Source organism: Thioclava sp. F36-7 (assembly GCF_002020075.1).
In the GTDB taxonomy this organism is placed as follows: domain Bacteria; phylum Pseudomonadota; class Alphaproteobacteria; order Rhodobacterales; family Rhodobacteraceae; genus Thioclava; species Thioclava sediminum.
In genome coordinates this window covers 460,222-485,017 of record NZ_MPZR01000001.1, presented here as the reverse complement: position 1 = coordinate 485,017, position 24,796 = coordinate 460,222, and the positions used below count along the sequence as shown (strand labels likewise).

Here is a 24,796-nt window from a genome sequence, read left to right as displayed (position 1 = left end):
GCGATGGCCGTTTTCAAGATGCCCTCGCTCGGCGCGGATATGGAGGCGGGCAAGCTGGTCGAATGGCTGGTGAAGCCCGGCGATACGGTCAAGCACGGCGATATCGTCGCGGTGGTCGAGACCCAGAAAGGCGCGATCGAGATCGAGGTCTTCGAGGATGGCGTGGTCGAGAAGCTGATGGCAGAGCTTGGGCAAGACCTGCCCGTCGGCGCGCCGCTCGCCGTTATTCAGGCGCCGGGGGAGGCTGCGGAGGCGCCAACGCAGACCGCGCCGTCAGTCGCGCCGCAGGCCAGCGCCGAACCTGCCGCGCCTGTGGCGGAAGCAGCGCCGCCAACCGCTCCGCCCGCAGCAACCCCATCAGGGATCGCCGCATCACCCGCCGCCAAGGCGCGCGCGGCGGAATTGGGGATCGCGCTGGAGAGCCTCACCGGCAGCGGGCCGGGAGGCGCAATCGTCCTCGCCGATGTCGAGGCGACGAACCCCGTCGCGACACCGAGCCCGGCGCAAGATCGCGGCGCCTATCTCGCCGAGATGCGCAAAGCGATCGCCGCCGCGATGGCCCGGTCCAAACGCGAGATCCCGCATTACTACGTCACCCACACGGTCGACCTCAGCGCTGCGAGCGACTGGCTAAGCGCCGCCAATGCGGACCGCCCGCCCGAAGAGCGCATCCTGATGGGCGCGCTCTTGATGAAGGCGATGGCGCTGGCCGCGCGCGAAGAAAAGGCGGTGAACGGGCATTTCGGGGAAGATGGGTTCACGCCCTCCGCGGCGATCCATCTCGGGCTGGCCATCGCGCTCAGGGGCGGCGGGCTTGTCGCGCCCGCAATCCTCGATGCCGACAAGAAGAGCCTGCAGGATTTGATGGAGGCGATGCGCGACCTCACGATGCGCGCCCGTGCCGGGCGGCTCAAAAGCTCGGAGATGAGCATGGCGACGCTGACCTTCTCGGCGCTCGGCGAAAGCGGGGTCGAGGCGATGGCCGGGATCATCGTGCCGCCGCAGGTCGCCATCGTGACTGCCGGTACGCCCGGCCCGCAACCGCTGGTGCGCGACGGCAAAGTGATTGCCGCGCAGGCCGTGACGCTGACGCTGGCCGCCGATCACCGCGTGAGTGACGGGCGGCTGGGCTCGAAATTCCTGACCGCGATCGACGCGAAGCTGCAAACCCCGGAGGAGCTATGACCGAAGACGAAATCCGCAGCGCCTATATCGAGGAACTCGTGCGCGTCGCCCCCGATCTCGACCCTGCCGCGATTGCGGGCTCGGACCATCTGCAGGACGATCTAGAGCTCGACTCGATGGATATCCTGAACCTGGTGATCGCGCTCAACCAGCGCTTCGGCGTCGCGATTGCCGAGGCGGATTATCCCCAGATCGCCACCCCGGATCTTGCTGCGGCGTTTCTCGCTCGGAGGCTAGGCACTCCGAATTGACCCAGCCGGACCACCCGCTGAGCATTCAACTCAGGGGGTATTTCGGCACGCCGTGAGTCAATTCACTGTTACCGCGGAAAAAACTGAGGAATTCCGCAATGCGCGGGTTCCCATTCCTTTGTTACCAGTGGGTTATTCGCAGCAATTGTCTATTCGCAAAAAGTAATTTTCCAGAGGGCCCCGGCTGTATCGTGAGCCTCTTGCGCCCTTGACGAGTTAGAGATGGAGATCGTTATGATCGAACCGCGTATCGAAGTGGAGTGCTTGGAAGACGGGGCCATCCGGGTGCGCCGAGGTGCGTGGTCGGACCGGGTGCCGCGTGCGCGGATCGACCACTGGGCAGACCACTATGAGCTGATGCATCTCAATAACGGCAATGCAGGCTATCTCGAACTGGCGCGTGCCCTGCGGGAGGCCAAGGCGAAACTCCTGTCTTGATTGAACTGGACAGGCTGTCGGGGCTGTTTTCGTTCTGACCCGCTCTCCAGACGTCTATCGCCCCTAGGCAGAGCTTTCCGGCTTTGCTCAGGGTGACGGGCTGCGACGCAAGCGATACGCTTGTTTGTCGAGAATGGAGACAAACATGAGAATCGCGCTCGTCCAGCCGCTGCCGCTTCCCTCTCACCCGGCGCAGATTTTTGCGACCATCGAGAAATGGGTGAGCGGCCTGTCGAGGCTCGGCGTCGATCTTGTCGTGCTGCCCGAGCTGATCTTGCCCGGCTACAACCGGCCCGAGGATCATCGCGCGCAGGCGCAGCCGCTCGGGGGAGAGTGGTGCGCCACGATGGGCGATATCGCGCGCAAATACGACTGCGCGATCTGTTATGGCTGGGCCGAACGGCTGGGCGATGACGTGTTCAACGCGGCGTCTGTGCTCGACAAGACAGGCGCGCGGGTCGGGCACTATCGCAAGATCCAGCTTTTTGGCGAGATGGAGCGCGCGAGTTTCGCCTTCGGGACGGAAACGCCGCCCGTCTTCGAGCTGAATGGCGTCCGGACCGGCCTGCTGATCTGCTATGACATCGAGTTCCCGGAACACGCACGTACCTTGGCGAGAGCGAAGGCCGAGTTGATCCTCGTGCCGACGGCGAACCCGGTTGGCTACGATCACGTCCCCGATCTGCTCGTGCGGGCGCGCGCGAATGAGAACGCGGCCGTCGTGGTCTATGCGAATTACGCGGGCCCTGATCGCGATATCGACTTCGGTGGCAAGTCCATCATCGCGGGCCCAGACGGGCAGGCGGTGGCGCAGGCAGGAAGCGGGCCGACGATGTTGATTGCCGAGCTGCCGAAGCCCGCCGATTATCCCGGCGAGGCGATCTCGGTTCAGCTCGATGATCTGCGCAGGGTCGAATAGCCGAGGGGCTTCGCGGCTCCGCGGCATTTGAAATTCTGCCTTCCGAGCATAGCTCCGAATTACGCGCGGCTTAGGGGCGGTGCGACAGTCCAACCCGGGTTGGGGCAGATATTTCGGAGGGCACATGGAAATCAACGCGGAATTCTCGGAGCGCGTGCTCGTTCATTCCGACACGCTCGACTGGCACGGCTCGCCGTCGGCGGGTGTCGAGCGGCGGATGCTCGACCGGATCGGCGACGAGGTGGCGCGGGCGACGAGCATCGTGCGCTTCGCCCCGGGGCACAGTTTCTCGGCGCATACGCATGGCGGCGGCGAAGAGTATCTCGTGCTCGAAGGCGTGTTCCAGGATGAGAGCGGCGATTATCCCGCGGGGACTTATGTGCGCAATCCGCCGCAGACCCGGCACCGGCCAGGATCAGAGGGTGGCTGCACGATCTTCGTGAAGCTCTGGCAGTTCGACCCGGACGACCGCAACCAGTTTCACAAGGATATGCGGGCCGATCTGACCCAGACCGACGACGGCGTCGAATGCGCTGAACTTCATCGCGACGCGCGTGAGCTCGTCCGCTATTTCCGGCTCGCGCCGGATGCGCCCCTTTCCCTCGATGATCCGGGCGGGATGGAGTTGCTCGTGCTGGGCGGGACGCTGTCCGAAGGTGGCGATGACTTGCGCGAGGGATCGTGGCTGCGCCTGCCCGTGGATCAATCGCTGCAGGTTCAGGCCGGGCCGGGCGGCGCCGAGTTCTGGATCAAGACGGGGCATCTGCGCTTCGTTGCCGCGCCGGAACAGTGACGGAAAACGATCTCTCACAATGACGAGGCTACGATGAAAACGCAGGTCGCGATCGTGGGGGGCGGGCTCGCGGGCCTAGCGCTCGCGCGGCATCTGCATGCGCGCCGGGTCTCTTTCGAACTGTTCGAGGCGCGGCCGCGCTTCGGCGGTCGGATCAAGGCGCTCGAGACCGCAACGGGCAGCGTCGATCTCGGCCCGTCATGGTTCTGGCCCGGCCAGCCCCGGATCGCCGCGCTCACCGAGGCGCTGAACCTGCGCAAGTTCGAGCAGTTCGCGCACGGCGCGGTGTCGCTGGAAGATGCGAGCGGCGACGTTCACCGCAATATGGGCTTTGCCAGCATGGCGGGGTCGTGGCGTCTCGAAGGCGGCATGGTCGCGCTGACCAACGCCCTCGCCGCCGACCTTCCCGCCGCGCAGCTTCATCCCGGGGCGCGCGTTGTCGGGATCGGGGCAGGGCCCTCTCTCACGCTCGAGGACGGCCGGACCTGCGAGGCGGAGCATGTCGTGCTGGCCGTGCCGCCACGCATTGCGGCGCAGATGTCTTTCGCGCCGCAGCCGAGCGATGCGGAGACGCAGGCGCTCCGCGCGATCCCGACTTGGATGGCGGGGCACGCTAAATTCGCAGCCCTCTACGAGCGACCGTTCTGGCGCGAGGCCGGGCTGTCGGGCGATGCGATGAGCCAGCGCGGCCCTCTGGCGGAAATCCATGATGCGTCCGGGCCAGACGGCGCGCCCGCTGCGCTGTTCGGCTTTCTGGGCGTGCCGGCGCGGGCGCGGATCGGGCAGGAGGAGGTGGTCAAAGCTGCAGCACTCGAACAACTGGGCCGGATCTTCGGCTCTGATGCCGCCAACCCGCTGACCTATGCGCTCGAAGACTGGGCTGTCGCGCCCGAAACGGCGACGGAGGCCGATCTCGAGCCGCTCAGGTTCCACCCCGATTACGGCCTGCCGCCGGTGCTGCGCGGCCTTCATGAGGGCCGCCTGCATCTCGCGTCTTCGGAAACCGCGCCCGAGATGGGCGGCTACATGGAAGGCGCGCTGGCTGCAGCGGAGCGCGTGGCGCGTGACCTCGTGGGAGGGTTCGCGGCGACCCCATAGCCCGACGCGCTCAGCCCTACGCCCTGTCACAACACGATTGACCCGCCCCGGATTGACCATATTCTTGAGTCTCGGGTGAATCTTGGTTCGCCTCGGCAATCGGATCTGAGGGAGGAGAGACGATATGTGCCATGTTTTTGCGGGTCAGGACCCGGAGCGCTATTCCAGCGAGACGCGCAGGCTGCGGCTCAACGGCCAGAGCACGAGCATCCGGCTCGAGAACGCATTCTGGGACATTCTCGACGAGATCGCCGCGCGCGATGGGGTGTCCACGCCGACCTTTATCTCGACGCTGCATGCGGAAGTGCTGGAGCTGCGCGGGGAGCCGTCGAACTTCACGTCGCTGCTGCGCTGTGCGTGCCTGAAATTCATGGAAATCTCGACCGATCGTGCCCCGCTCGCGGTCGCCGCAGAGTAAGCGCAAGCCTGACGTCAAACATTCTTCAGGGGTAGTATAGACCTACTACCCGCCCCACCGCGGCCCGCTGCTAGGCTCTCAGGACAACTGACAGCACTACAGCGGGAGCAACCGGTGGCAAAATCCATTCATTCCATGATCCGTGTCCTCGACGAGGACCGCTCGGTCGCGTTTTACGACAAGGCTTTCGGCCTCAAGGTCGCCGACCGTCTCGACTTTCCGGATTTCACGCTCGTCTATCTGAGCAATCCCGAAAGCGAGTTCGAACTGGAACTCACCGTCAACAAGGGCCGGACCGAGCCCTATGACCTCGGCGATGGCTACGGCCATTTCGCGGTCTCGGTCGATGATCTCGAAGCCGAACACAAACGCTTCGAGGCGGAGGGCCTCGCGCCCCGCAAACTCGTGGAATTCGCGCCGGCAGGGGAGGTCGTCGCGAAGTTCTTTTTCGTGGCCGATCCGGACGGATACCAGATCGAGGTGCTCGCGCGCGAAGGCCGCTTCAAGTGAGATTTTCCTAAGGGAGACATCAGGGAGGAGACGACAATGACCACCAAGGCAAGCTCGAAAGGGCTGACCAGACGGCAGCTGCTGGCGCGGGCAACCGTGGCGGGGGCGAGCTTCGTCGTGGGTTCGGGGTTCATGGCGGCGCGCAATGCCGCCTGGGCCACCGAGCTCTCGGCGCTCAAGCCCACGACCTTCGCGACGCTCGTGCAGATGGCGCGCGATATCTATCCGCACGACAAGATCGACGACCAGTATTATGTCATCGCGGTGAAGGGCTACGACACTGCCGATACAGCTGACGAAATCGAAGCGGGGATTGCCGCGCTCGATGCGGCGGCACGCGGCAAAGGCTTCGCGAATTACCTCGAGACGGGCTGGGAGAAGGATCGCGTCGCGATCCTGCGGGGCATGGAGGAGAGCCCCTTCTTCCAGAAGATCCGGGGCGGTCTGGTGACCGGCCTCTACAACCAGAAAGCGGTCTGGCCGATCTTCGGCTACGAGGGCGAGTCCTATTCCAAGGGCGGCTACATCAACCGCGGTTTTGACGACATCGACTGGCTGTAAGGGAGGCAGACATGGTTGCGAAATTTGATCTGAGCGACGACAGCGTCGTTGTCATCATCGGCACCGGCGCAGGCGGCGGCGTGCTGGCAAACGAGCTAGCGCAGAAGGGCGTCAAGGTCGTGGCGCTCGAAGCGGGCGGTCGCTATCTGCCCGAGGATTACATCAACGACGAATGGGAAAGCTTCGGCCAGCTCGCCTGGACCGAGCCGCGCACCACGAGCGGCGACTGGCGGGTGGCGAAGGACTTCTCGGGTCTGCCCGCATGGATCGTGAAAGCGGTCGGCGGCACCTCGATCCACTGGGCCGGCGCGAGCCTTCGCTTTCAGGACCACGAGTTCAAGACGAAGACCCATTACGGCAATGTCGACGGGGCGAACCTGCTCGACTGGCCGATCGATCCGGCGGAGCTTGCGCCCTATTACGACAAGGCGGAAGCGAAGCTGGGCGTGACCCGCACCGGCGACCGTCCGGGCTTACCGGGCAACAACAACTTCAAGGTGCTGGAGAAAGGCGCGAAGTCGCTTGGCTACGAGGAAGTGAATACCGGTCATATGGCGATCAACTCGATCGACTATGACGACCGGATGTCGTGCCAGCAGACGGGCTTCTGTTTCCAGGGCTGCAAATGGGGCGCCAAGTGGTCCTCGGCCTATACCGACATCCCGCGCGGCGAGGCGACCGGCAATCTGGAGGTGCGCGATCACTGCCATGTGGCGCGTATCCTGCATGACGATCAGGGCATGGCCTCCGGCGTCGAGTATTTCGACAAGGAGGGCAATCTGCAGATGCAGAAGGCCAAGATCGTCTGCGTCGCGGGCAACTCGATCGAGAGCCCGCGCGTGCTCCTGAATTCGCATTCGGCGATGTTCCCCGACGGGCTTGCGAACTCCTCGGGGCAGGTGGGGCGCAACTACATGCGTCACACCACGGGCTCGGTCTATGGCGTGTTCGACAAGCCGGTGAAGATGTGGCGTGGCACGACGATGGCGGGCATCGTCCGCGACGAGGCGCGCCACGATCCCTCGCGCGGGTTCGTGGGCGGGTATGAGCTGGAGACGCTCAGCCTCGGTCTGCCCTTCATGGCGGCCTTCCTCGATCCGGGCGGCTGGGGGCGCGAGTTCACCTCGGCGCTCGACAGCTACGAGAACATGGCCGGGATGTGGATCGTCGGCGAAGACATGCCGCAGGAGACCAACCGCATCACCCTCAATCACTCGGTCGAGGACGCGTACGGGCTGCCGGTGGCCAACGTGAACTACACCGATCACCCGAACGACCGGGCGATGCGCGATCACGCTTATGCTCGTGGGAAGGCGATCTACGAGGCGGTGGGCGCGACCCGGACGCTGCCGACGCCGCCCTATCCGTCGACGCATAACCTCGGCACCAACCGGATGTCCGAGAACCCGCGCGACGGGGTGGTGAACAAGCACGGCCAGACCCATGACGTGCCGAACCTGTTCATCTCGGACGGCTCGCAATTCACGACGGGGGCTGCGGAGAACCCGACGCTGACCATCGTGGCGCTCGCGATCCGGCAGGCGGATTTCATCGCCGGGGAGCTGTCCAAGGGTAACATCTGATCCCAAGAGGGTCAGCTAAGGCAAAAGAAGACCGGGCTGCCGAAGGGTGGCCCGGTTCTTTTTGCGGAACCTTTGCCCGTCTGCGCGCTTGCGCACAGGGCATGCGGGACCTTCGCTAATTCAAATTTCCACGGGAAGCCCCACACTATCACCAACGATATTTGGAGGCTCCCATGACTTTTCGACCTGTCTCGGCCACCAGCCAAGCGCAGCCCGCGCTCGAAGGCGCTGGCGTTCATCTTCATCGCGTGTTCGGCTTCGGCGACCCGTCGCTGACCGATCCGTTCCTGATGATGGACGATTTCCGCAACGACGATCCGCGCCTTTATTCCAAGGGCTTCCCGTGGCACCCGCATCGGGGCATCGAGACGATTACCTATGTTCTCGACGGCCAGGTGGAGCACGCGGATTCGCTCGGCAATCGCGGGCTTCTCGGCGCGGGCAGCGTGCAGTGGATGACGGCAGGCTCCGGCATCGTCCATCAGGAGATGCCCTCGGGCAATGCCAAGGGGCAGATGCACGGGTTCCAGCTTTGGGCGAACCTGCCCGGCGCGCTCAAGATGACGGCGCCGCGCTATCAGGACATCACCGGCAGCGACATTCCGATCGAAGGCGATGAGGATGGCACGACCGTCAAGGTCATCATCGGCTCGTTCTGGGGCAAGACCGGCCCGGTCGACGGTATCGCCGCCAATCCGATGCTGCTCGACGTGTCGATCCCCGCAGGACGGCGCAAGGTGCTGCCGGTCGATACGCACTCCAATGCGCTCGCCTATGTGTTTGCAGGCTCCGGCACCTTCCGCGACGCCAGCGATCCCGTCGGCATCAAGGTCGAGAAGGAATATCGCGGGCAGGAGCTGAACATCCGCGACATGACCGGCAACCGCACGCTGGTCCGCTTCGGCGCGGGCGACGAGATCACGGTGCAGGCCGGGGACGAAGGTCTCCGTTTCCTGCTGATGACCGGCCGCCCGATCCAGGAGCCCGTCGCTTGGCACGGCCCCATCGTCATGAACACGCAGGATGAACTGCGTCAGGCGCTGACGGAACTCAACAACGGCACGTTCATCAAACACGGCTGAGGGCGCCGTTGCCCCTCAGTCCCTTCCCAACACAGGAGAGAGAAATGGCACAACCGAAGATCGCAATCGTCTTTTATTCCACCTATGGCACCAACCATGCCGTCGCGCTGGCGGCTGCGGAAGCCGCCGAGGCTGCCGGAGCCGAAGTGCGCCTGCGTCGCATTCCCGAGACCGCCCCGAAAGCCGTCGTCGAAGGGCAGGACGCCTGGAAGAACCAGCTCGAGAAGATGAGCGACATTCCGGAAGTGACCGCCGACGACATGGAGTGGGCCGAGGGCTATTTCTTCTCCGGACCGACCCGCTACGGCGTCTCTGCAAGCCAGATGCGCGCCTTCATCGACACGCTGGGCGGTCTCTGGGGCGCAGGCAAGCTCGCAAACAAGACCTTCACCGCGACGACCAGCGCGCAGAACGCACATGGCGGGCAGGAAGCGACCATCCTCGGCCTCTACACCACGGCCATGCATTGGGGCTGCGTCATCGTTCCGCCGGGCTATACCGACGAGGCGATCTTCAATGCGGGCGGCAACCCCTACGGCTTCTCGACCAATGCCGGGGGCGTCGACGAGGCTGGCAAGGCCGCGGTCGCCCATCAGGCGAAACGCCTCGTCGAGATGACGGCGAAACTCGTCGCCTGATCTGACTTAACGTCCATTAAGCGCCCCCACCTCTCTCGGCGGGGGCGTGCTTGTCTCCCGATCGCAAAGTGTCGAAACCTTTCAATTCCCCGTGCGTCCGCCGATCAGCGTGGTATTTCGACTGAATGGATATCGTCGTCATCACCACGATTGTCGCGTCGCTTTTCCTCGTCATCGGGGTGGCGGAGCCATTGGCAGCGCGGCTGCGTCTGCCCTTCAGCGTGATCCTCGCGGGCATCGGTATTCTCATCGGTGTGGCGGCTGTGTTTTTCCTCCGGACCGAGCTGACCGACGCGCTCAATCCGGTGGCGGAAGCGATCCTGAACCTGCCGATCCGCTCGAACGTGTTTCTCTACGTGTTCCTGCCCACGCTGCTCTTTCAGGCGACGCTGGGCATGGACCTGCGCAGGATGCTGGACGACTGGGTTCCCATCCTGATGCTTGCGGTGGTGGCGGTCGTCGCGGCCACCCTCAGCGTCGGCTACGCGCTGTCCTGGGTCAGTTCGATCCCGCTCACCGCGTGCCTGCTCATCGGCGCGATCGTGTCCACGACCGACCCGTCCGCCGTCGTCTCGATCTTCCGCTCGATCTCTGCCCCGCGCAGGCTGTCGCGGATCATCGAAGGGGAAAGCCTGCTGAACGATGCGGCAGCCATCGCGCTGTTCGGGCTTTTCATGGGCTTCGTGATGATGGGCGTGCCCGATCCGAAGCTCGGCGATGCGCTCGCCCGGTTCCCCTATCTCATCCTCGGGGGCGCGTTCACCGGCTGGCTGGTCGCGCGTATCGCCGTCGGGATGATGTCGTTCTTCCGGCGCCATGAGCTTGCCCAGCTCTCGATTTCGGTGGCACTGCCTTACCTGGCCTATATCGGCGCGGAGCAAAGCATCGGCGCCTCGGGTGTCATCGCGGTGGTTGCCGCCGGTCTGACGCTGAACCTGACCGGGCCCGGACGTCTGCAACCGCAGACATGGATCAATCTGCGCGAGCTCTGGGGCGTCCTGGCGCATTGGGCGGGGGCCCTCATCTTCGTTCTGGCGGCGCTGTTGATCCCGCGACTTCTGGAGGAGATCCGGATCGGGGATATCGCCCTCGTCGGTATTGTGGTCCTCGCGTCCATTTTCGCGCGCGCGGTGATCCTCTTCGGTCTTCTGCCGCTGCTTACGGCGCTGCGGGTCTCGCCCACGGTCGAGCGGCCCTATCGGGTCGCCATCCTCTGGGGCGGATTGCGTGGGGCGGTGACCCTCGCGCTGGCGCTGGCCGTGACCGAGAGTTTCCGCGTCCCCGACGAGGTTCAGCGCATGGTCGGCATCCTCGCCACCGGCTTCACCCTGTTCACGCTGATCGGGCAGGGCACCACGTTGCGCTGGATCATCGGTCGGCTGGGGCTGGACCGGCTGTCGCCGATCGACGATGCGCTGTCGCGTCAGGTGGTCGCCGTCTCGCTGCAGAAAGTGCGCGAAGACCTCGCGCGGACCACCGAGAATTACGAACTCAGCCGAGACGTCGTCCGCTCCGAAGCCAAGCGGTTCGGGGAGCGGCTGGAGGGCGCGGTCAAGGCCGCCGACGACAGTCAGGACATCCACGACCGCGACCGCATCACCCTGGGGCTCATCGCGCTCGCCGGCCATGAACGCGACACCATCCTGATGCGGGTGCGGGAGCGGACGATCGCCTCTCGCATCGCCGAACAGGTTCTGTCGAATGCCGACCGTCTGATCGAGGGCGCACGCGCGGACGGGCGGCACGGCTATAACCGGATCGCGCGGCGCAGCGTCAAATATGGCTTCGGCTTCCGCGTCGCGAATATCCTGCATCGCCGCCTCCACCTGTCGCGCCCCCTCGCGCGGATGACGGCGGACCGGTTCGAGATGCTCCTGTCGCAGCGGCTGGTACTGCGCGATCTCGGCGGCTTCATCAGCGGCCGCATCCGCCGCATTCATGGCAAGCGCGTGAGCGACCTGCTCTCTGACCTGCTGTCGCGCCGCATCGAAATCGTCGAAACCGCGCTGCAGGGGCTGCGTCTGCAATATCCCGGCTACGCCGAAGAGCTCGAACGACGCATCATTCGTCGGACCGCGCTGCGGCTGGAGGAGCGCGAATACGAGACGATGCGCGAAGACGGCCTGATCGGCGATGAGGTCTACACCAAGCTCCGGGCCGCCCTTGCGCAGAAGCGGTCGCGCGCGGAGGATCGCCCCAAGCTCGATATCGCGCTGCGGCGCATCGAACTCGTGCGGCAGTTTCCGCTGTTCTCCGGTCTCGATGCCCGGGACCAGAAACGCTTGAGCCGTTTGCTCAAGGCGCGGCACGCCAATGCGGGGGAGGTCATTCTCGGCCGCGACAGCGTCGCGAAAAGCGTGTTCTTCATCGCCTCCGGGGCCGTCGAGGTGGAGGCGGCCAACCAGACGTGGCGGCTGGGTCGCGGCGAGATGTTCGGTCAGCTATCGATCCTGATGAGACGGACGCGCAGGACCGAAGTGCGCGCGATCACCCCGTCGACCCTTCTGGAATTGGACGAAGCCCGCTTCCGTCGTCTGCTGAGCCGTAGCAAATCACTGCAGCAAGCCGTCCGCGCCAGTGCGGAGAAACGCGGGATCGCTCCTGACGCGCTCCTCGCGGATGTCGAGAGGGCGCGTCAGTAGCGGGTCGGCTTTGGTGCCGTAAGACAGCTCCGCTCGCTTACATCGGGTTTTCGATGTTCGCCTTCATGTTCGGAACGTTTGCAGCGGTCGCCGTGCCCTCGGTTTGGGCGCAGGCGGCCAGAATGCCCATGGCGCAGCATGCGACCAGAGCGAGTACGGCCTTTTTCTTCATCGGGCTTTGCATGTCGGGTTCCTTTCAAAACGACTCGGGTCCTCAAAGTGAACGGACCAGTTCAATTATTTGAGGCGCACCGTGGGGCGCGACAATATTTTTCTTTTGCTGTGGATGTATTTAGTGCCACTGACGCAGCGGCGCCACGCAGAGGATTTCCCGGCGCACATGAGCGGGAGATTGCCGCAAGGGTATTTCTCGATGGCAGGCCCCGCAGATGGAGACCTGATCGTCAGCTCGAAAGATCACGCAGCGTCAGAAACTAACTTTGACATAGTTGCCCAATTCAAGTCACAACATCGCCGCTCTTGCATGTGATCCAGCCGTCGTAGGCGAGCCGCACAGGTCCATTCGGAGCCACTCGCGCCCAACGGAGGTATTGATTATGAATGTTAAACACGTGTCGCTTGAATTGTTGGTTAAGCTTGATGAGCGCGGTGTGGCTGAAGTGGGCAAATTCTCCCTTAATTTCCAGGACGACACCCGTGACGCTCTCGGGGACTCGATCAACTTGAAAGGCTTGGCGACACTGGCGCAGCCGGAAAAGGTGTTCACCCCGGCCTTGCGCACCGAATTGCTCGACCAACGCGCGACTTTCGATCCGCAGAAATTCTCGGTCTCCGTCAACGTGAGTTCCTACGCTACCTCCGATCCCTATATCGAGATCGAACGCCGGTGGCGCATCGCGCTCGTCACCTTCCTCGAGGGCTACATCATGCAGTCCCAGCCGATGCTCTCGTCGCTCAAGGTTCGGGGCGCATATGCGGAACAGCTCGCGGCCTCGAATGCGCCGCTGCACTGATCGGTAGTCTTTACCCTCATCGACTTTCTTATCCCGCGCAGATGTCGCGGTAGTCCTCGGGTTCGCGGTGAAGCGCGAAGTTGAAGACGTTCTCACGCAGCTCGCGGCAGCGGTCGAGGTCGATTTCGGCCATCGCCAGCTCATCGCCGAACCCTTGGGTCTTGGCGATGATCTCGCCGGTGGGCGCGATGATGCATGTGCCGCCGATCAGATCACAGCCCTCTTCGCGCCCCGCTTTCGCGGTGCCGATCACCCAGCACCCGTTCGCATAGGCGCCCGCCTGCATCGACAGGTGGTTGTGGAAGTCCTGCAGGTGATCATGCTCGGGCGCGAGCGGGTAATGCACCGGCGTATTGTAGCCCAGCATCACCAGTTCCGCCCCGCGCAGACCGAGCACGCGGAAAGTCTCGGGCCAGCGGCGGTCGTTGCACAGGCACATACCCAGCTTGCCGCCGAAGCCGTCGAAGACGCCAAAGCCCAGATTACCATGCTCGAAATAGCGCTTCTCCAGATGCTGGAAGGGGCGCCAGTCTTCGTATTCGGGATGGCCGGGCAGGTGGATCTTTCGATATTTGCCTATGATCTGGCCGGTCTTGTCGACGGTGATCGAAGTGTTGAACCGGCGCTTCTCGCCGTTCTCGTAGGCGATCTCCGCATAGCCGAGATAGAAGCCGACGCCGAGCTCGCGGGCAGTGTCGAACAGCGGCTGCACCTCCGCGTTCGGCATCTCGGTCTCGTAGAATGCGTCGAGCTCGGCCTCGTCCTCGATCAGCCAGCGCGGGAAGAAGGTGGTCAGCGCCAGTTCGGGAAAGACGACCAGTTCCGCGCCGCGCCGATGGGCGTCGATCAAAAGCTTCTGCATCCGCGCCACGGCGGAGGCGCGCGGCTCGTCACGCGCAATCGGTCCAAGCTGTGCGGCGGCGGCAATGAATTTGCGGGTCATGGCAATTGTCCTGTCTCGGTCGTTTGAAATTCGGGCGCGTTCTGAAGCTCCGCCTGCTGGCAGACGACATCCATCAGCACCTGTGCCCCGCCCGCGATGTCCGAGGGGGCGGTATATTCGTGAATGTTGTGGCTGACCCCGTCCTGCGAGGGCACGAAGATCATGGCCGAGGGGCAATTCGGCGCGAACATCTGCGCGTCATGGCCCGCGCCCGAGGGCATCCGGCGATGGCCCAGCCCGCGCGCATGGGCGGCGGCCTCGACGCTGTCCACCAACGCGGGGTCGAACTCCACCGGCTCGAAGCGGGCCAGTGTCCGGCGGGTGATCGCGCAGCCCCCGGCGCGTGCGAAATCCTGCGCGGCGCGCCAGAGCCGGGTCTCGGCCTTTTGCAGTGTGGCCTCGTCGGTATGGCGTAGATCGACGGTCATCACCGCTTCCTGCGGCACCACGTTCACCAGATCGGGCGAGACGCGCATCCGACCCACGGTCGCGACCTGCGGCGGGCCGTGGTCTGCCGCGATCTGCTGCGCCTCGACCGCGATCCGTGCCGCCACCGCGCCTGCATCATGGCGCAGCGCCATCGGCGTCGTGCCCGCATGAGCCGAGGCGCCCGTGACGGTGATCTCGGTCCAGGAAATGCCCTGCACGCCGGTGACGACGCCGATCTGCAGCTCCTCGGTCTCCAGCACCGGGCCCTGCTCGATATGCAGCTCCAGATAGCTATGGGGTTTCAGCGCGCCGACCGGGGCGCGGCCTGCGGCATCGATGGCGGCGAGCGCATCGCGCAGGCGCACCCCGTCGATGCCTTCCACCTCCAGCATCTCGTCGAGCGGCAGCGCGCCTTGCGCCACGCCCGAGCCCATCATGTCCGGGGCGAAGCGCGCGCCTTCCTCATTGGTGAAGAACGCGACCGCAACGGGGCGGCGGGTGCGCGCGCCAGCCGCATTGAGCGCCTCGATCACTTCCAGCCCGGCCAATACACCGAGGCTGCCGTCATAGAGACCGCCCGTCGCGACCGTATCGATATGCGAGCCTATCAGAACCGGCGGGCCGTCTTCCTCGCCCGCGCGGATGCCCCAGCAATTGCCGATGACGTCCGTGGTGATCTCAAGGCCCAGCTCGCGCATCCAGCGCATCACGAGAGCACGGCCTTCGGCGTCTTCAGGGGAAAGTGCGAGGCGCTTCACGCCGCCGCCGGGCAGGGCGCCGATCTGTCCCAGCCGTTCCAGCCGCGCCATCAGGCGCTCGATGTCGATCGCGATACTCATGCCGCGCCCCGAACTTCGGCGGCGCTGCGGCCGACGAGGGTTTTGAACAGCGCGGCATCGGTGTCGCCTTCCGTGCCGAAACACAGGATGCGCGAGTTCGCGTCGATCCCGAGGGCTGCGCGCGCCGCATCATTCTCGGCGGCGGCGAGGAAGGCTGCGAGCCCCGCCACGGCGGATTCTCCGGCGGCCACCGGCGGATCGCCCCCCTCGGGGTTGGCCAGCGCGCGCATCACCGCAACGGCATCCGGGTCGGCCACGGACATCACCGCGAAGGTCAGCGGCTCCAGCACGTCCCACGCCAGCAGCGAGACCTCGCCACAGGCCAGACCTGCCATCAGCGTGTCCAGATCGCCCTCGACGGCGGTGGGTTTGCTTTCGCGGATCGTCTCGAGCCAGCAGGCCGATTGGTCGGGATCGGCAAGGATCACGCGCGGGGCCTCGGGGCCATAGCGGCGCGCGAATTGGGCTGCGACCGCCGCCGCCAGCCCGCCGACGCCGGTCTGGATGAAGATATGGGTGGGCGGGGTGCCAAGCGTATCGGCCGCTTCCGCCGCCATCAGCTCATAGCCCTGCATCACGTCTTTCGGGATCTCGGTATAGCCCGGATAGGAAGTGTCGGAGACGACGAACCAACCCTCGCGCGTTGCGGTCTCTTGCGCCTCGCGGACGCTGTCGTCGTAATTGCCTGCGCAGCGGCGGACCTCGGCGCCATAGGCCTCGATCGCTTCCTTGCGGCCTTCGGAGACGGTGGCGTGGATGAAGATCACACAGCGGCAGCCGAAGCGTTGCGCCCCCCATGCGACCGAGCGCCCGTGATTGCCGTCCGTGGCGCAGCAGACGGTCAGTTGCGAGACGATATCGGCATATTCGCCTGCCACGATGTCTTCGGCGCTGGGTTCGGGGATGTCTTTCGCCTTCGCGATCTCGCGGGCCAGAAGCCGCAGCACCGCATAGGCGCCGCCCAGGGCTTTGAAGCTGCCCAGACCGAAGCGCCCGCCCTCATCCTTGAACTGAATCTCGGCCACGCCCGCCTTTGCCGCCATTGCGGGCAGCGAGACGAGGGGCGTCGGCGCATAGCCCTCCCACGAAGAAATCGTGCGCTTGGCCAGATCGAAGGCCGCGTCGTTCAGAACGGCTTCCTGCTTGGGCCCATAGCCTTTCGCAGTGTCGTAATGCGGGTTCAGAATGAGCTCGTTGGATTGCCCCTCTCCGAGGGCATTTTCGAAAATCATGGTGGGGTCCTTGTGGTTGGTCATCGCGCTTAGGCCCCCGTCTTGGAGGCGCGGCGGCGGATCAGCTCGGCCAGCGCCACGAGGGCGATGTTGCCGAACACGATCATCACGGCGAGCGCGTTGAGTGAGGGAGAGAGCGCGAAGCGGAAATCGGAGGCGACGAGCACCGAAAGCGGTTGCGCGCGGCCCGAGACGAAAGCGGTCAGGACGTATTCGGCCGAGGACAGCACGAAGGCCACGACCCACGACGCCATCAGCCCGTTCGCCATCAGCGGCAGCACCACCCGGCGGAAGGCCGAGAGGCCCGAGGCGCCCAGATCGGCGGCCGCTTCCAGCAGTCCACGGTCGATCCGGATCAGCACCGAGGCGATCACCAGCGTCGAGAAGGGCAGCACGATCACCGTCTGCGCGGTGATCACCGTCAGCAGGCTGCGCGCCACCCCGGTCTCGTTGAACATGATCAGCTGCGCCACGGCGAGGATCAGCTTCGGGATCAGGAAGGGCGCGAGCAGCAGCACCGCGAAGATGCCGCGTCCGCGCATCGGGTAGAAGCTGATCGCAAGCGCTGCGAGCCCGCCCAGAAGCGTCGCGCAGATCGCGACGGGGAAGGCGACGCTGAGCGTGGTCAGGAAGCCCCCGCCCAGACGCCCGTCGCCCATCACCTCGGCATACCATTTCAGGGTGAAGCCCGAGAAGGGCAGGGACATGATCTTGGAATCGTTGACCGAAAACAGCGCGATCATCGCGATCGGCAGATACATGAAGGCGAAGACCGCCCAGACCCAAAGCGTGGAGAGGCGCGACATGTCAGGACCCTCCCACAAGGCTGGAACGGCGGATCAGCATCGCACCCATGGCGAAGAAAGCCATCAGGATCGCGAGCATCGTCCAGGCGATGGCTGAGCCCAGCGGCCAGTCGAAGGCGGTGCCGAAGAGGTCGTTGATCGCCGAGATCACGGTGATCCCCGAGGCCCCGCCCAGCAGTTGCGGCGTGAGGTAATCGCCCACCACCATCACGAAGACCATCAGCCCGCCTGCGACGAGGCCGGGGAAGGTCAGCGGCAGGGTCACGCGGGCAAAACGGCTGGGGCTGCGCGCGCCCAGATCGGCGGCGGCTTCCAGCCAGGCGTCATCGAGGCTCTCGAAGGCGAGCCAAAGCCCGATCACCATGAAGGGCAGGTAGTTGTAGGTCAGCGCGATATGGGTCGCGAGCGGTGAAAACAGCAGCCCCTGAATGGGCGCGTCGGTGACGCCTGCCCAGATCAGCGAGCGGTTGATGACACCCTCGGCCCCCAGAAGCACGCGCCACGCAAACACCCGCACCAGATCGCCGGAATAAAGCGGCACGAGCAGCAGCGTCAGCAGCGCGGATTTCATCGCGCCCGCGCGTTTGGCAAGGAACCACGCGACCGGGTAGCCGATCACGGCGGTGATCGCGACGACGAGCGCACCCGAGCCGAAGGCTTTCAGGATCAGCCCGCGATAGGTCGCAGAGCCCGCGATCTTTGCGTAATTGGCGAAGGACGGGTCGTAGGAGATCGCGACGAAATCGACGCGGAAGAAGCTGTAGGCGAACAGGATCAGCAGCGGCGCCACGCAAAGCGCCAGCAGGAAGGCCGTCACCGGGGCGGCGAGGAGCGTGCCGACGCGCAGGCTCATGGCTTGGCCTCCGTGGACCGGTCCGCCCTCTGTTCGGCCTCGGGCCGCGCGATCCAGACCTGCGCGGGGTCGAAACCGATGCGGATCTTCGCACCGATCTCGGGCACGTCGTCATGGCCGACGGTCAGCGCCAGCGTGATGCCCGCGGCCTCGGCTTCCACCAGCCACTCCGCGCCGCGATAAACGGCATGGGTCACGCGCGCGGAAATCCGGCCCTGCGGGTCGAGGAACAGTTGCTCGGGGCGCAGGCACAGCACGGCGGGAGAGCCGGCTTTGAGGCCGCGCACGCCGGGTGTCGCGAACTGGCCCAAGGGGGTCTCGATCTCATAGGCGCCGATGGCGGTGTCGGTGATCTTGCCCGGCACGCAGGCCGCGCCGCCGATGAAATCGGCCACATAGGCGGTCTCGGGGCGGCGATAAATCGTATCCGGCGCGCCTTGTTGTTCGATGATCCCGTCACGCATCACGATGATCCAGTCCGAGAGCGCGAAGGCCTCTTCCTGATCGTGGGTGACATGGAGAAAGGTCATTTTCAGCCGACGCTGCAGGTCTTTCAGCTCGATCTGCATGTCCTTGCGCATCCGCCGGTCGAGCGCGGAGAGCGGCTCGTCCAGAAGTAGCAGACGCGGCTCGTTGGCAATCGCGCGGGCCAGCGCCACGCGCTGTTGCTGCCCGCCCGAGAGCTGGCGCGGGCGACGATCCGCCATCGCGGTCATCTGCACGGTTTCCAGCGCCGCGCGGGCCTTCTCGCGTTCTTGTTTGCGGCTCAGCCCCTTGTAGCGCAACCCGAAGCCCACGTTTTCCAACACGCTCAGATGTGGGAAGAGGGCGTAGCTCTGGAAGACGGTGTTGATCGGGCGGGCGCTTGCGGACACGTCGTTGATCTTCTTGCCGTCAAGCTCGAGCATCCCCTCGCTCACCTCCTCGAACCCGCCGATCATGCGCAGGATCGAGGTCTTGCCGCAGCCCGAAGGCCCCAGCAGCGTGACGTAGGAATTCTCGTCGAGCCGGAAATTCACACCGCGCACGGCCTGCACGGTGCCATATGTCTTACACAGGGCACGCGCGCGGAGCAGGGGCATTGTCTGCCCCTGCCCACCCGTCGGCCCGGAACCTGCCTCGGTCATTCTTAGCTGGCCTTCACTTCGTTCCAGAGTGCGACCCAGTCGTTGTAGCGCGGCGGATTTTGCTTCCAGACGAAGTTATCCATCACCGACAGGTCCTTGATGAAGATCTTCTCCTGCTGGGCTTCGTCGATCTCGTCGCGCGCGGCGGAGGTCGATTGCGCATAGGGACCGCCATAGGCGAGCATTTTGCCGTAAGTCGGGCCGAGCAGGTAGTTCACCAGTTCGAAGACCGAGTCCCGGCGCGCGCCCTCGACGCCCTTCGGCACGGCAATCGTATCGCACCAGCCGATGACGCCCTGCTTGGGCTTGGCCATGCCCATTTCGAGACCCTTTTCCTTCAGGTCGTAATAGGGCGGCACCCAGGAGAAGGCGCAGACCACTTCGCCGGTCGCGAAAAGGTTGGTCAGGTCGCCGATGGAGTTCCAGTAAGTGCGCAGTTTGCTCTTCTGGATCATCAGCACCTTTTTCACTTCGGCGAGCTGCTTGTCGTCCATCGTGAACATTTCGTCGCGCGGAATGCCCAGATACATCGCAGCGATCATGATCCCTTCGAGCGCGTAGTCGCGCATCGCGAGCTTGCCGTTGTATTTGTCGCCCTCGAAGAAGACCGACCAGTCGGGCTCTTCATCCATCAGGTCGGCGCGATAGACGATCGGGTTGATGCCCCAATAGAAGGGGATGCCGTAGGTCTGGCCGTCCGTCTTGCCCAGATCGGTCTTCTTGAACGTGTCGTAGAGGAGCTTCGCGTTCGGCACCTTGTCGAAGTCGATCGGCTGCAGAAGGTCCGAGGCGGTGTAGTAGGAAACCTTGTCGAGACCGGGCGTGATCAGGTCGACCGAGGAGGCCCCGCCGGCGCGCAGTTTCGCGAATTGCTCGTCATCGGTGCCGATGAAGGTCTTCGTCAGGTCGACGTCATGGCTGTCGAGGAAGGGCGCGAGATAGTCGTCTTTCGCGAGGTTCTCCCAGGTCATCCAAAGAAGATCGGTCGCGGCCAGCGCTCGTCCCGCCGGGCCGAACGCCCCGAGAGCGGTGCCCGCAAGCGCAGATTTCAGGAATAGTCGGCGATCCATGGCATATCCTTTCGCTGCATGAGATGGCGAGGTCACCTTCGCAGGAAAGAATTATTTCACAAAATGCTAAAAATGAAAATACGCTTTCATTCAGGCCATGCGCAGTTTTTGGGCGCTATTTGTCCTGTTTTGCAGCCTTGGTGAGCGCCTCAAGGCTCTCCGGGGGCGGTCCGAGGTCGTCAAAGCGCGCATGAAGGTCCTCGATCCGGGCGAGTCGGGTACGCACTTCCGGGCCCAGCGAGTCGACAAGGCTCGAGCAGAGGAAGTTGATCAGGCTCATCGCGACGACGGTGCTGTCGAAGATGCCTTGCCCGCGATTGTGGCAGCGCAGGGTGATCGTCGCGTGGCGCGCGGTCTGCGCCACGGTGGGATCGCCGATCAGGATCGTCGGGATGCTCGCCTCGCGCGCGACGGTCATCACCTCTCCCAGCGCGCGCGGCCTGCGGCGCAGCCCGATCGCCAGCAGCACATCGCCCGGTGCGAACCCTGCGACATCCTCGGCGAGCGACGCGCCCTCATAGGGCAGAAGCTGCACGTCCGATTTCAGATTGAGCAGCAAGGCGCGGGCATAGATCGCGAGCGCCCGCGAATTCCGATAGCCCAGCACCCAGATCCGGCGCGCCGAGGCGAGATGCTCGACCGCATCGGCGACCGCCTCTTCGGACAGGATCTCGGTGCTACGGGTCAGATTCTGCATATCCTGCGCGAAGTGATCGGCCAGCTGTCCCGGCTCGGTACCGTCGCTCAACTCGCTCAGCGGCGAGCCCCAGCTTCCGTTGCGCCGCGAATGCAGCCGCGCCTCGTTGTAATTGCGATAGCCCAGCCGCTTGAAGAAGCGCGCCGCCGTGGCAGAGGAAATCCCCGCGCTCTCGGCCAGCTCCGCAGCCGTATAGCTCGACAGGGTCGACTGCGCTTCGAGCACGACCTCGGCAAGGCGTTTCTCGCTGGGGGTCAACTCGGGAAAAATCGCCATGATCCGCATGTCGATCGGGTCATCTCCCGGCCCGGGTTGCGCCTCGGGGGACATCTCTTGCGTCACATCGGCCTCGTTTCTGCTCGAGCCCAAGTCTTGTTGCATGCGGGCGCGCTTTTCAAGCGATGCCTGTGTGCGGCGGGGCGGTGGGGGCACATCTCAGCTGGACGTGACACCCGCCGAAAGCTCCAGAATCTCGGTCGTCACCGACTCTTGCCGCGAAATTCGCGCGGTCTGTTGCAGCGCGTCGAGTTTGCGTTCGGTCATCCCCTGAGCGGAGGCCATGGCGAGCATCCGGGCGGTGTTTTCCGCCGCCGTGGCATGCAACGCGACGCGGCACAGCTCCGCATGTAATAGTTCGGCAAAGAGCGACGCGCAAAGCTGCGCAGGCGGCAGCGTCAGCAGGGGCGGCTGGCTTGGCGGCGGGGTCGACCGGGTCGGGCGGGGGAAGATACGGCGGCGGCGGGCCTTCCAGCTGCCATCCTCCGTCTGGGCGTAGAAGGCGTCGATCGGGGCGCGGCCCGCCAGTTGCAGCAGCGTCTCGGCGAGCCGGTCGGCAAAGGGCGGAACCGCCGGGCCGTGCGAGGGCAGGGGGAACTGCGCCAGCGCGTTCAGCCCCTGTTCGGCGGCCAGCGCTGCGCCCCGCGTGCCGATCACGACGAGACCGCCGGGCGGCGTGCCCAGCTCGCTCAGAAGCCGGGCGTTGAACGATCCCGCAAAGCCCTGCTCCGCCAGAAACAGAACGGTGAGCGGCGGCCCTTCGGGTTTGGGCGGTGTGGGCGCGAGCGACAGGACCCGGTCGAGCGCACGGCTCACCGTCGCCGCATGCAGATCCACCGAGGCAAGCTCTCCCTCTGTCTGACGCACGCGCGCGCCCGCGATGGCGCGCATCGCCCGGATCACCGAGGCGAGCGTGCGGATGCTGCCGATCCGCGCTTCGATCTCGGCAAGCTGCTCGCTCATTTCGCAGGCTCCGGCAAAAGCCCCTTCAGGCACTCCACGATCTGGTCATGCAGACCCTCGCTGAGCGTGGCGGAGAAATCCGCACCCGACAGCCCCGCCGCATCGAGCGCACCGGGCAGCGCCGCGCGCAGGGCGTCGATCTGCGCGGGCTCCAACCCGTCGAGAAGCCCCGTCTGCACTGCCAGAACCAGCGCCACCTCATCGGCGAGGCGCAGCGGCGCGTGCTGGATCTGCGCCAGCACCGCGCGCACCGCCCGCCCGCGCGCAAGCTGCGCCTTCACCCGCGTGTCGGGCATCCCCCCGAAACGCGTGAAGATCTCCAGTTCGAGGAACTGCGCATAATCGAGCCGCATCGACTCCGCCGCGTCGCGCAGGCTGCGCGCCTGCGTCTTGCCGCCGACCCGGCTGACCGAAGTGCCGACATCCACGGCGGGTTTCTGGCCGCGGTTGAACAGCTTGGCGTCGAGCGCAATCTGCCCGTCGGTGATCGAAATCAGGTTGGTTGGGATGAAGGCCGCGAGGTTGCCCGCATCTGTCTCCGCAATCGGCAGCGCGGTCAGCGTGCCGCTGCCCAATGCGTCCGACAGCCGCGCGGCGCGTTCCAGAAGCCGGGCGTGCAGATAGAAGATGTCGCCCGGATAGGCCTCGCGCCCTGGTGTCTGCCGGGTCAGCAGCGCAAGCTCGCGATGCGAGGCGGCGTGGCGTGTGAGGTCGTCGAGCACGATCAGCGCGTGGCCGCCGGTGTCGCGCAGCTCTTCGGCCATGGTCATGCCCGCGAAGGGGGCGAGCCATTGCATCCCCGGCGGTGTCGACGGCCCGGCGACCACGACAATGGTGCGCGCCAGCGCGCCGTTGCGCCGAAGCGTCTCGATCACCCGCTCCACCGAGGAGGTCTTCTGCCCGATGGCAACATAGACCGAGGTCACGTCGCCGTCCTTCTGGTTCAGGATCGTGTCGAGCGCGATGGTCGTCTTGCCGGTCGCGCGGTCGCCCACGATCAGCTCGCGCTGGCCGCGGCCAAGCGCGAAGAGGGCATCCACCACCAGCGTGCCGGTCTGCATCGGCTCCACCACCGCGGCGCGGTCGATGATCGCCGGGGCGGGGCGTTCGACCGGGTGTTTGGCCGTGGTCGTGATTGGGCCGAGCCCGTCGAGGGGCCGCCCGAGCGGATCGACGATCCGGCCCAGCAGTCCCGGCCCGACCGGCACCCGCATCACGTCGCCCGTGCCAGTCACCGCATCGCCCTGCGCGACGCCCGCGATATCGTCGAGCAGCACCGCCGCGAGGGTCTCTTCGTCGAGCACATGCACGAAGCCCGATTGCCCGCCCTCGAAGACCAGCCGCTCGCCGGCGCGGGCTTCGGGTAGGCCCGACACCATCGCAACGCCGTCGGACACGCGCTCCACCCGCCCGCTGCGGCGCACGACGGGACCGAGCGGCGCACGCGCGATGGCCTCCAAGCTGCGGTCCAGCCACTCGTCGGGATCATTGGGTGTCATTGGCCACCTCCTTGCGCATCCGGGTGAGATCGGCGGCCCATGAGCTCTCGAGGTGCAGGTGCTTGGTCTCCAGCGCGAGGCCGCAGATCAGCTCCGCATCCGTCTTGATCGCTGGGCTGATCTTCTCGCCTAAGGTCTTCCCAAGGCGCTCGGCGAAAGCCTCGCCATAACCCGCATCTGCTTCCTCGCTGATCCGCAGCATGAGTTTCTCCGAGCCGAGTGCCGCGCGATCCTCGGTGTCGAGGGCCGCGACCTGCGCCAGAAGATCCGTCGCATAAGCCTCGAGCAGTGCGGGCCGCGACAGGCGCGCGCCGATCCGTTCGGCCATGCGCTGCGCCAGATCGGCGGCGCGCGCCGCATAGCGCTTCTCGGCCTCCTCCGCACGGGCGGCGCGTTCGGCCTCTGCGGTGCGGGCCATATCGGCGGCCTCTGCGCGGGCGTGATCCAGAAGCGCCTTGCGCGCGGCTTCGGCCTCGGTCTGGGCCTGCGCCAGCATCTCGGACTTGCGCGTGCCGACCTGATCGAGCTCCGCCTCGGCCTGCGCCTTCGCCTCATCGGCCTTGCGCGCGGTCTCGCTCGCCTCACTCAATTGCTTGTCCGCCTCGGCCTGACGCGCCTGGATGGCACTCACGATCGGATGCCAAAGCACCCGGCTCAGAAGCCAGATCAGCACCGCCGCATTGAGCGTCTGCAGCCCGAGCGTCCACCAGTCCAGTGTCATGATCAGCCGATGAACGGGTTGGCGAACAGCAGCAGAAGCGCGATCACGAGGCAGTAGATCGCCGTCGTCTCGATCATCGCGAGCCCGACGAAGAGCGTGCGCGAGATCGCGTTGGCGGCCTCGGGCTGGCGGGCGATCGCGTCCATCGCAGCCGCGACCGAGCGCCCCTCGCCAAGCGCGGGACCAAGCGCCCCGAAGGCCACCGCTGCGGCGGCCGAGATGACGCTCGCCACTTCAATATATTCCATA

Annotated in this window: 27 protein-coding genes; 14 read left to right on the top strand and 13 right to left on the bottom strand. The window is 65.3% G+C overall.

The window, feature by feature from the left end:
• Positions 1-3 precede the first annotated feature (3 nt).
• The 13 genes from BMI89_RS02090 to BMI89_RS02030 all read left to right on the top strand — a co-directional run bounded on the left by BMI89_RS02090 (position 4) and on the right by BMI89_RS02030 (position 12,118).
• Positions 4-1,185, top strand: coding sequence for a dihydrolipoamide acetyltransferase family protein (locus BMI89_RS02090; RefSeq protein WP_078569645.1), 1,182 nt, complete (start codon positions 4-6; stop codon positions 1,183-1,185).
• Positions 1,182-1,436: an acyl carrier protein gene (locus tag BMI89_RS02085; RefSeq protein WP_078569644.1), complete on the top strand. Its 255-nt coding sequence runs from the start codon at positions 1,182-1,184 to the stop codon at positions 1,434-1,436. The genes BMI89_RS02090 and BMI89_RS02085 overlap by 4 nt, the downstream gene beginning before the upstream one ends.
• 234 nt (positions 1,437-1,670) lie before the next feature.
• Positions 1,671-1,874, top strand: coding sequence for a hypothetical protein (locus BMI89_RS02080; protein WP_143593791.1), 204 nt, complete (start codon positions 1,671-1,673; stop codon positions 1,872-1,874).
• Between the two features lie 145 nt (positions 1,875-2,019).
• Positions 2,020-2,793, top strand: a complete 774-nt coding sequence (locus BMI89_RS02075) for a carbon-nitrogen hydrolase family protein (protein WP_078569642.1) — start codon at positions 2,020-2,022, stop codon at positions 2,791-2,793.
• Between the two features lie 124 nt (positions 2,794-2,917).
• Entirely contained in the window at positions 2,918-3,586 is a 669-nt protein-coding gene (locus BMI89_RS02070; RefSeq protein ID WP_078569641.1) for a cupin domain-containing protein, read from the top strand.
• A 33-nt stretch (positions 3,587-3,619) separates the two neighbouring features.
• Complete coding sequence (locus tag BMI89_RS02065; protein WP_078569640.1) at positions 3,620-4,684, top strand: FAD-dependent oxidoreductase; 1,065 nt, start codon at positions 3,620-3,622, stop codon at positions 4,682-4,684.
• Between the two features lie 124 nt (positions 4,685-4,808).
• Positions 4,809-5,102, top strand: a complete 294-nt coding sequence (locus BMI89_RS02060) for a ribbon-helix-helix domain-containing protein (protein WP_078530393.1) — start codon at positions 4,809-4,811, stop codon at positions 5,100-5,102.
• A gap of 114 nt (positions 5,103-5,216) precedes the next feature.
• Complete coding sequence (locus BMI89_RS02055) at positions 5,217-5,612, top strand: VOC family protein (protein ID WP_078545828.1); 396 nt, start codon at positions 5,217-5,219, stop codon at positions 5,610-5,612.
• Between the two features lie 36 nt (positions 5,613-5,648).
• Positions 5,649-6,173 (top strand): Twin-arginine translocation pathway signal, encoded by a 525-nt coding sequence (locus BMI89_RS02050; RefSeq protein WP_078569639.1) that lies wholly within the window; start codon positions 5,649-5,651, stop codon positions 6,171-6,173.
• Positions 6,174-6,184: 11 nt separating this feature from the next.
• On the top strand, positions 6,185-7,756 hold the full coding sequence (locus BMI89_RS02045; RefSeq protein ID WP_078569638.1) for a GMC family oxidoreductase: 1,572 nt from the start codon (positions 6,185-6,187) through the stop codon (positions 7,754-7,756).
• A gap of 173 nt (positions 7,757-7,929) precedes the next feature.
• Positions 7,930-8,838 (top strand): pirin family protein, encoded by a 909-nt coding sequence (locus tag BMI89_RS02040; RefSeq protein WP_078569637.1) that lies wholly within the window; start codon positions 7,930-7,932, stop codon positions 8,836-8,838.
• A gap of 44 nt (positions 8,839-8,882) precedes the next feature.
• Positions 8,883-9,476, top strand: coding sequence for an NAD(P)H:quinone oxidoreductase (gene wrbA / locus BMI89_RS02035; protein WP_078569636.1), 594 nt, complete (start codon positions 8,883-8,885; stop codon positions 9,474-9,476).
• A gap of 125 nt (positions 9,477-9,601) precedes the next feature.
• On the top strand, positions 9,602-12,118 hold the full coding sequence (locus BMI89_RS02030; RefSeq protein WP_078569635.1) for a cation:proton antiporter: 2,517 nt from the start codon (positions 9,602-9,604) through the stop codon (positions 12,116-12,118).
• A gap of 37 nt (positions 12,119-12,155) precedes the next feature.
• Here BMI89_RS02030 and BMI89_RS20795 read toward each other — a convergent pair whose 3' ends face one another.
• Positions 12,156-12,302 (bottom strand): hypothetical protein, encoded by a 147-nt coding sequence (locus BMI89_RS20795; protein ID WP_158522086.1) that lies wholly within the window; start codon positions 12,300-12,302, stop codon positions 12,156-12,158.
• A gap of 373 nt (positions 12,303-12,675) precedes the next feature.
• On the opposite strand from BMI89_RS20795, the gene BMI89_RS02025 reads away from it, so the two are divergent.
• Complete coding sequence (locus BMI89_RS02025) at positions 12,676-13,092, top strand: hypothetical protein (protein WP_078545838.1); 417 nt, start codon at positions 12,676-12,678, stop codon at positions 13,090-13,092.
• A 28-nt stretch (positions 13,093-13,120) separates the two neighbouring features.
• On the opposite strand, the gene BMI89_RS02020 is transcribed toward BMI89_RS02025, so the two are convergent.
• From BMI89_RS02020 to BMI89_RS01965, 12 genes are all read right to left on the bottom strand, one after another.
• Positions 13,121-14,035: an N-carbamoyl-D-amino-acid hydrolase gene (locus BMI89_RS02020; RefSeq protein ID WP_078545840.1), complete on the bottom strand. Its 915-nt coding sequence runs from the start codon at positions 14,033-14,035 to the stop codon at positions 13,121-13,123.
• A complete protein-coding gene (locus BMI89_RS02015) occupies positions 14,032-15,303 on the bottom strand; it encodes a Zn-dependent hydrolase (protein ID WP_078569634.1) in 1,272 nt (423 codons plus the stop codon). Before BMI89_RS02015 ends, BMI89_RS02020 begins: the two co-directional genes overlap by 4 nt.
• Positions 15,300-16,535: a diaminopropionate ammonia-lyase gene (locus tag BMI89_RS02010; RefSeq protein ID WP_078569765.1), complete on the bottom strand. Its 1,236-nt coding sequence runs from the start codon at positions 16,533-16,535 to the stop codon at positions 15,300-15,302. Before BMI89_RS02010 ends, BMI89_RS02015 begins: the two co-directional genes overlap by 4 nt.
• A gap of 29 nt (positions 16,536-16,564) precedes the next feature.
• On the bottom strand, positions 16,565-17,341 hold the full coding sequence (locus BMI89_RS02005) for an ABC transporter permease (RefSeq protein WP_078569633.1): 777 nt from the start codon (positions 17,339-17,341) through the stop codon (positions 16,565-16,567).
• 1 nt (position 17,342) lies between these two features.
• Positions 17,343-18,194: an ABC transporter permease gene (locus BMI89_RS02000; RefSeq protein ID WP_078569632.1), complete on the bottom strand. Its 852-nt coding sequence runs from the start codon at positions 18,192-18,194 to the stop codon at positions 17,343-17,345.
• Entirely contained in the window at positions 18,191-19,276 is a 1,086-nt protein-coding gene (locus BMI89_RS01995) for an ABC transporter ATP-binding protein (protein WP_078569764.1), read from the bottom strand. The genes BMI89_RS02000 and BMI89_RS01995 overlap by 4 nt, the downstream gene beginning before the upstream one ends.
• 47 nt (positions 19,277-19,323) lie before the next feature.
• A complete protein-coding gene (locus tag BMI89_RS01990; protein WP_078519866.1) occupies positions 19,324-20,391 on the bottom strand; it encodes a substrate-binding domain-containing protein in 1,068 nt (355 codons plus the stop codon).
• 115 nt (positions 20,392-20,506) lie between these two features.
• Positions 20,507-21,469, bottom strand: a complete 963-nt coding sequence (locus BMI89_RS01985) for a MurR/RpiR family transcriptional regulator (RefSeq protein WP_078569631.1) — start codon at positions 21,467-21,469, stop codon at positions 20,507-20,509.
• A 54-nt stretch (positions 21,470-21,523) separates the two neighbouring features.
• Complete coding sequence (locus tag BMI89_RS01980) at positions 21,524-22,327, bottom strand: F0F1 ATP synthase subunit gamma (protein WP_078539910.1); 804 nt, start codon at positions 22,325-22,327, stop codon at positions 21,524-21,526.
• Positions 22,324-23,826 (bottom strand): F0F1 ATP synthase subunit alpha, encoded by a 1,503-nt coding sequence (locus BMI89_RS01975; RefSeq protein ID WP_078569630.1) that lies wholly within the window; start codon positions 23,824-23,826, stop codon positions 22,324-22,326. Before BMI89_RS01975 ends, BMI89_RS01980 begins: the two co-directional genes overlap by 4 nt.
• Positions 23,813-24,547, bottom strand: a complete 735-nt coding sequence (locus tag BMI89_RS01970; RefSeq protein WP_078569629.1) for an ATP synthase F0 subunit B — start codon at positions 24,545-24,547, stop codon at positions 23,813-23,815. The genes BMI89_RS01975 and BMI89_RS01970 overlap by 14 nt, the downstream gene beginning before the upstream one ends.
• A 2-nt stretch (positions 24,548-24,549) precedes the next feature.
• Positions 24,550-24,795 carry a F0F1 ATP synthase subunit C gene (locus tag BMI89_RS01965; protein ID WP_078519861.1) on the bottom strand — a complete coding sequence of 82 codons (246 nt, stop codon included), beginning with the start codon at positions 24,793-24,795 and terminating at the stop codon, positions 24,550-24,552.
• Between the last annotated feature and the right edge of the window lies 1 nt (position 24,796).

Bases quoted from the DNA above. Each gene is read 5' to 3' on its own strand.
- BMI89_RS02090 (WP_078569645.1), top strand. From the start codon at position 4: ATGGCCGTTTTCAAGATGCCCTCGCTCGGCGCGGATATGGAGGCGGGC.
- BMI89_RS02085 (WP_078569644.1), top strand. From the start codon at position 1,182: ATGACCGAAGACGAAATCCGCAGCGCCTATATCGAGGAACTCGTGCGC.
- BMI89_RS02080 (WP_143593791.1), top strand. From the start codon at position 1,671: ATGATCGAACCGCGTATCGAAGTGGAGTGCTTGGAAGACGGGGCCATC.
- BMI89_RS02075 (WP_078569642.1), top strand. From the start codon at position 2,020: ATGAGAATCGCGCTCGTCCAGCCGCTGCCGCTTCCCTCTCACCCGGCG.
- BMI89_RS02070 (WP_078569641.1), top strand. From the start codon at position 2,918: ATGGAAATCAACGCGGAATTCTCGGAGCGCGTGCTCGTTCATTCCGAC.
- BMI89_RS02065 (WP_078569640.1), top strand. From the start codon at position 3,620: ATGAAAACGCAGGTCGCGATCGTGGGGGGCGGGCTCGCGGGCCTAGCG.
- BMI89_RS02060 (WP_078530393.1), top strand. From the start codon at position 4,809: ATGTGCCATGTTTTTGCGGGTCAGGACCCGGAGCGCTATTCCAGCGAG.
- BMI89_RS02050 (WP_078569639.1), top strand. From the start codon at position 5,649: ATGACCACCAAGGCAAGCTCGAAAGGGCTGACCAGACGGCAGCTGCTG.
- BMI89_RS02045 (WP_078569638.1), top strand. From the start codon at position 6,185: ATGGTTGCGAAATTTGATCTGAGCGACGACAGCGTCGTTGTCATCATC.
- BMI89_RS02040 (WP_078569637.1), top strand. From the start codon at position 7,930: ATGACTTTTCGACCTGTCTCGGCCACCAGCCAAGCGCAGCCCGCGCTC.
- wrbA (WP_078569636.1), top strand. From the start codon at position 8,883: ATGGCACAACCGAAGATCGCAATCGTCTTTTATTCCACCTATGGCACC.
- BMI89_RS02030 (WP_078569635.1), top strand. From the start codon at position 9,602: ATGGATATCGTCGTCATCACCACGATTGTCGCGTCGCTTTTCCTCGTC.
- BMI89_RS20795 (WP_158522086.1), bottom strand. From the start codon at position 12,302: ATGCAAAGCCCGATGAAGAAAAAGGCCGTACTCGCTCTGGTCGCATGC.
- BMI89_RS02025 (WP_078545838.1), top strand. From the start codon at position 12,676: ATGAATGTTAAACACGTGTCGCTTGAATTGTTGGTTAAGCTTGATGAG.
- BMI89_RS02020 (WP_078545840.1), bottom strand. From the start codon at position 14,035: ATGACCCGCAAATTCATTGCCGCCGCCGCACAGCTTGGACCGATTGCG.
- BMI89_RS02015 (WP_078569634.1), bottom strand. From the start codon at position 15,303: ATGAGTATCGCGATCGACATCGAGCGCCTGATGGCGCGGCTGGAACGG.
- BMI89_RS02010 (WP_078569765.1), bottom strand. From the start codon at position 16,535: ATGATTTTCGAAAATGCCCTCGGAGAGGGGCAATCCAACGAGCTCATT.
- BMI89_RS02005 (WP_078569633.1), bottom strand. From the start codon at position 17,341: ATGTCGCGCCTCTCCACGCTTTGGGTCTGGGCGGTCTTCGCCTTCATG.
- BMI89_RS02000 (WP_078569632.1), bottom strand. From the start codon at position 18,194: ATGAGCCTGCGCGTCGGCACGCTCCTCGCCGCCCCGGTGACGGCCTTC.
- BMI89_RS01995 (WP_078569764.1), bottom strand. From the start codon at position 19,276: ATGCCCCTGCTCCGCGCGCGTGCCCTGTGTAAGACATATGGCACCGTG.
- BMI89_RS01990 (WP_078519866.1), bottom strand. From the start codon at position 20,391: ATGGATCGCCGACTATTCCTGAAATCTGCGCTTGCGGGCACCGCTCTC.
- BMI89_RS01985 (WP_078569631.1), bottom strand. From the start codon at position 21,469: ATGCAACAAGACTTGGGCTCGAGCAGAAACGAGGCCGATGTGACGCAA.
- BMI89_RS01980 (WP_078539910.1), bottom strand. From the start codon at position 22,327: ATGAGCGAGCAGCTTGCCGAGATCGAAGCGCGGATCGGCAGCATCCGC.
- BMI89_RS01975 (WP_078569630.1), bottom strand. From the start codon at position 23,826: ATGACACCCAATGATCCCGACGAGTGGCTGGACCGCAGCTTGGAGGCC.
- BMI89_RS01970 (WP_078569629.1), bottom strand. From the start codon at position 24,547: ATGACACTGGACTGGTGGACGCTCGGGCTGCAGACGCTCAATGCGGCG.
- BMI89_RS01965 (WP_078519861.1), bottom strand. From the start codon at position 24,795: ATGGAATATATTGAAGTGGCGAGCGTCATCTCGGCCGCCGCAGCGGTG.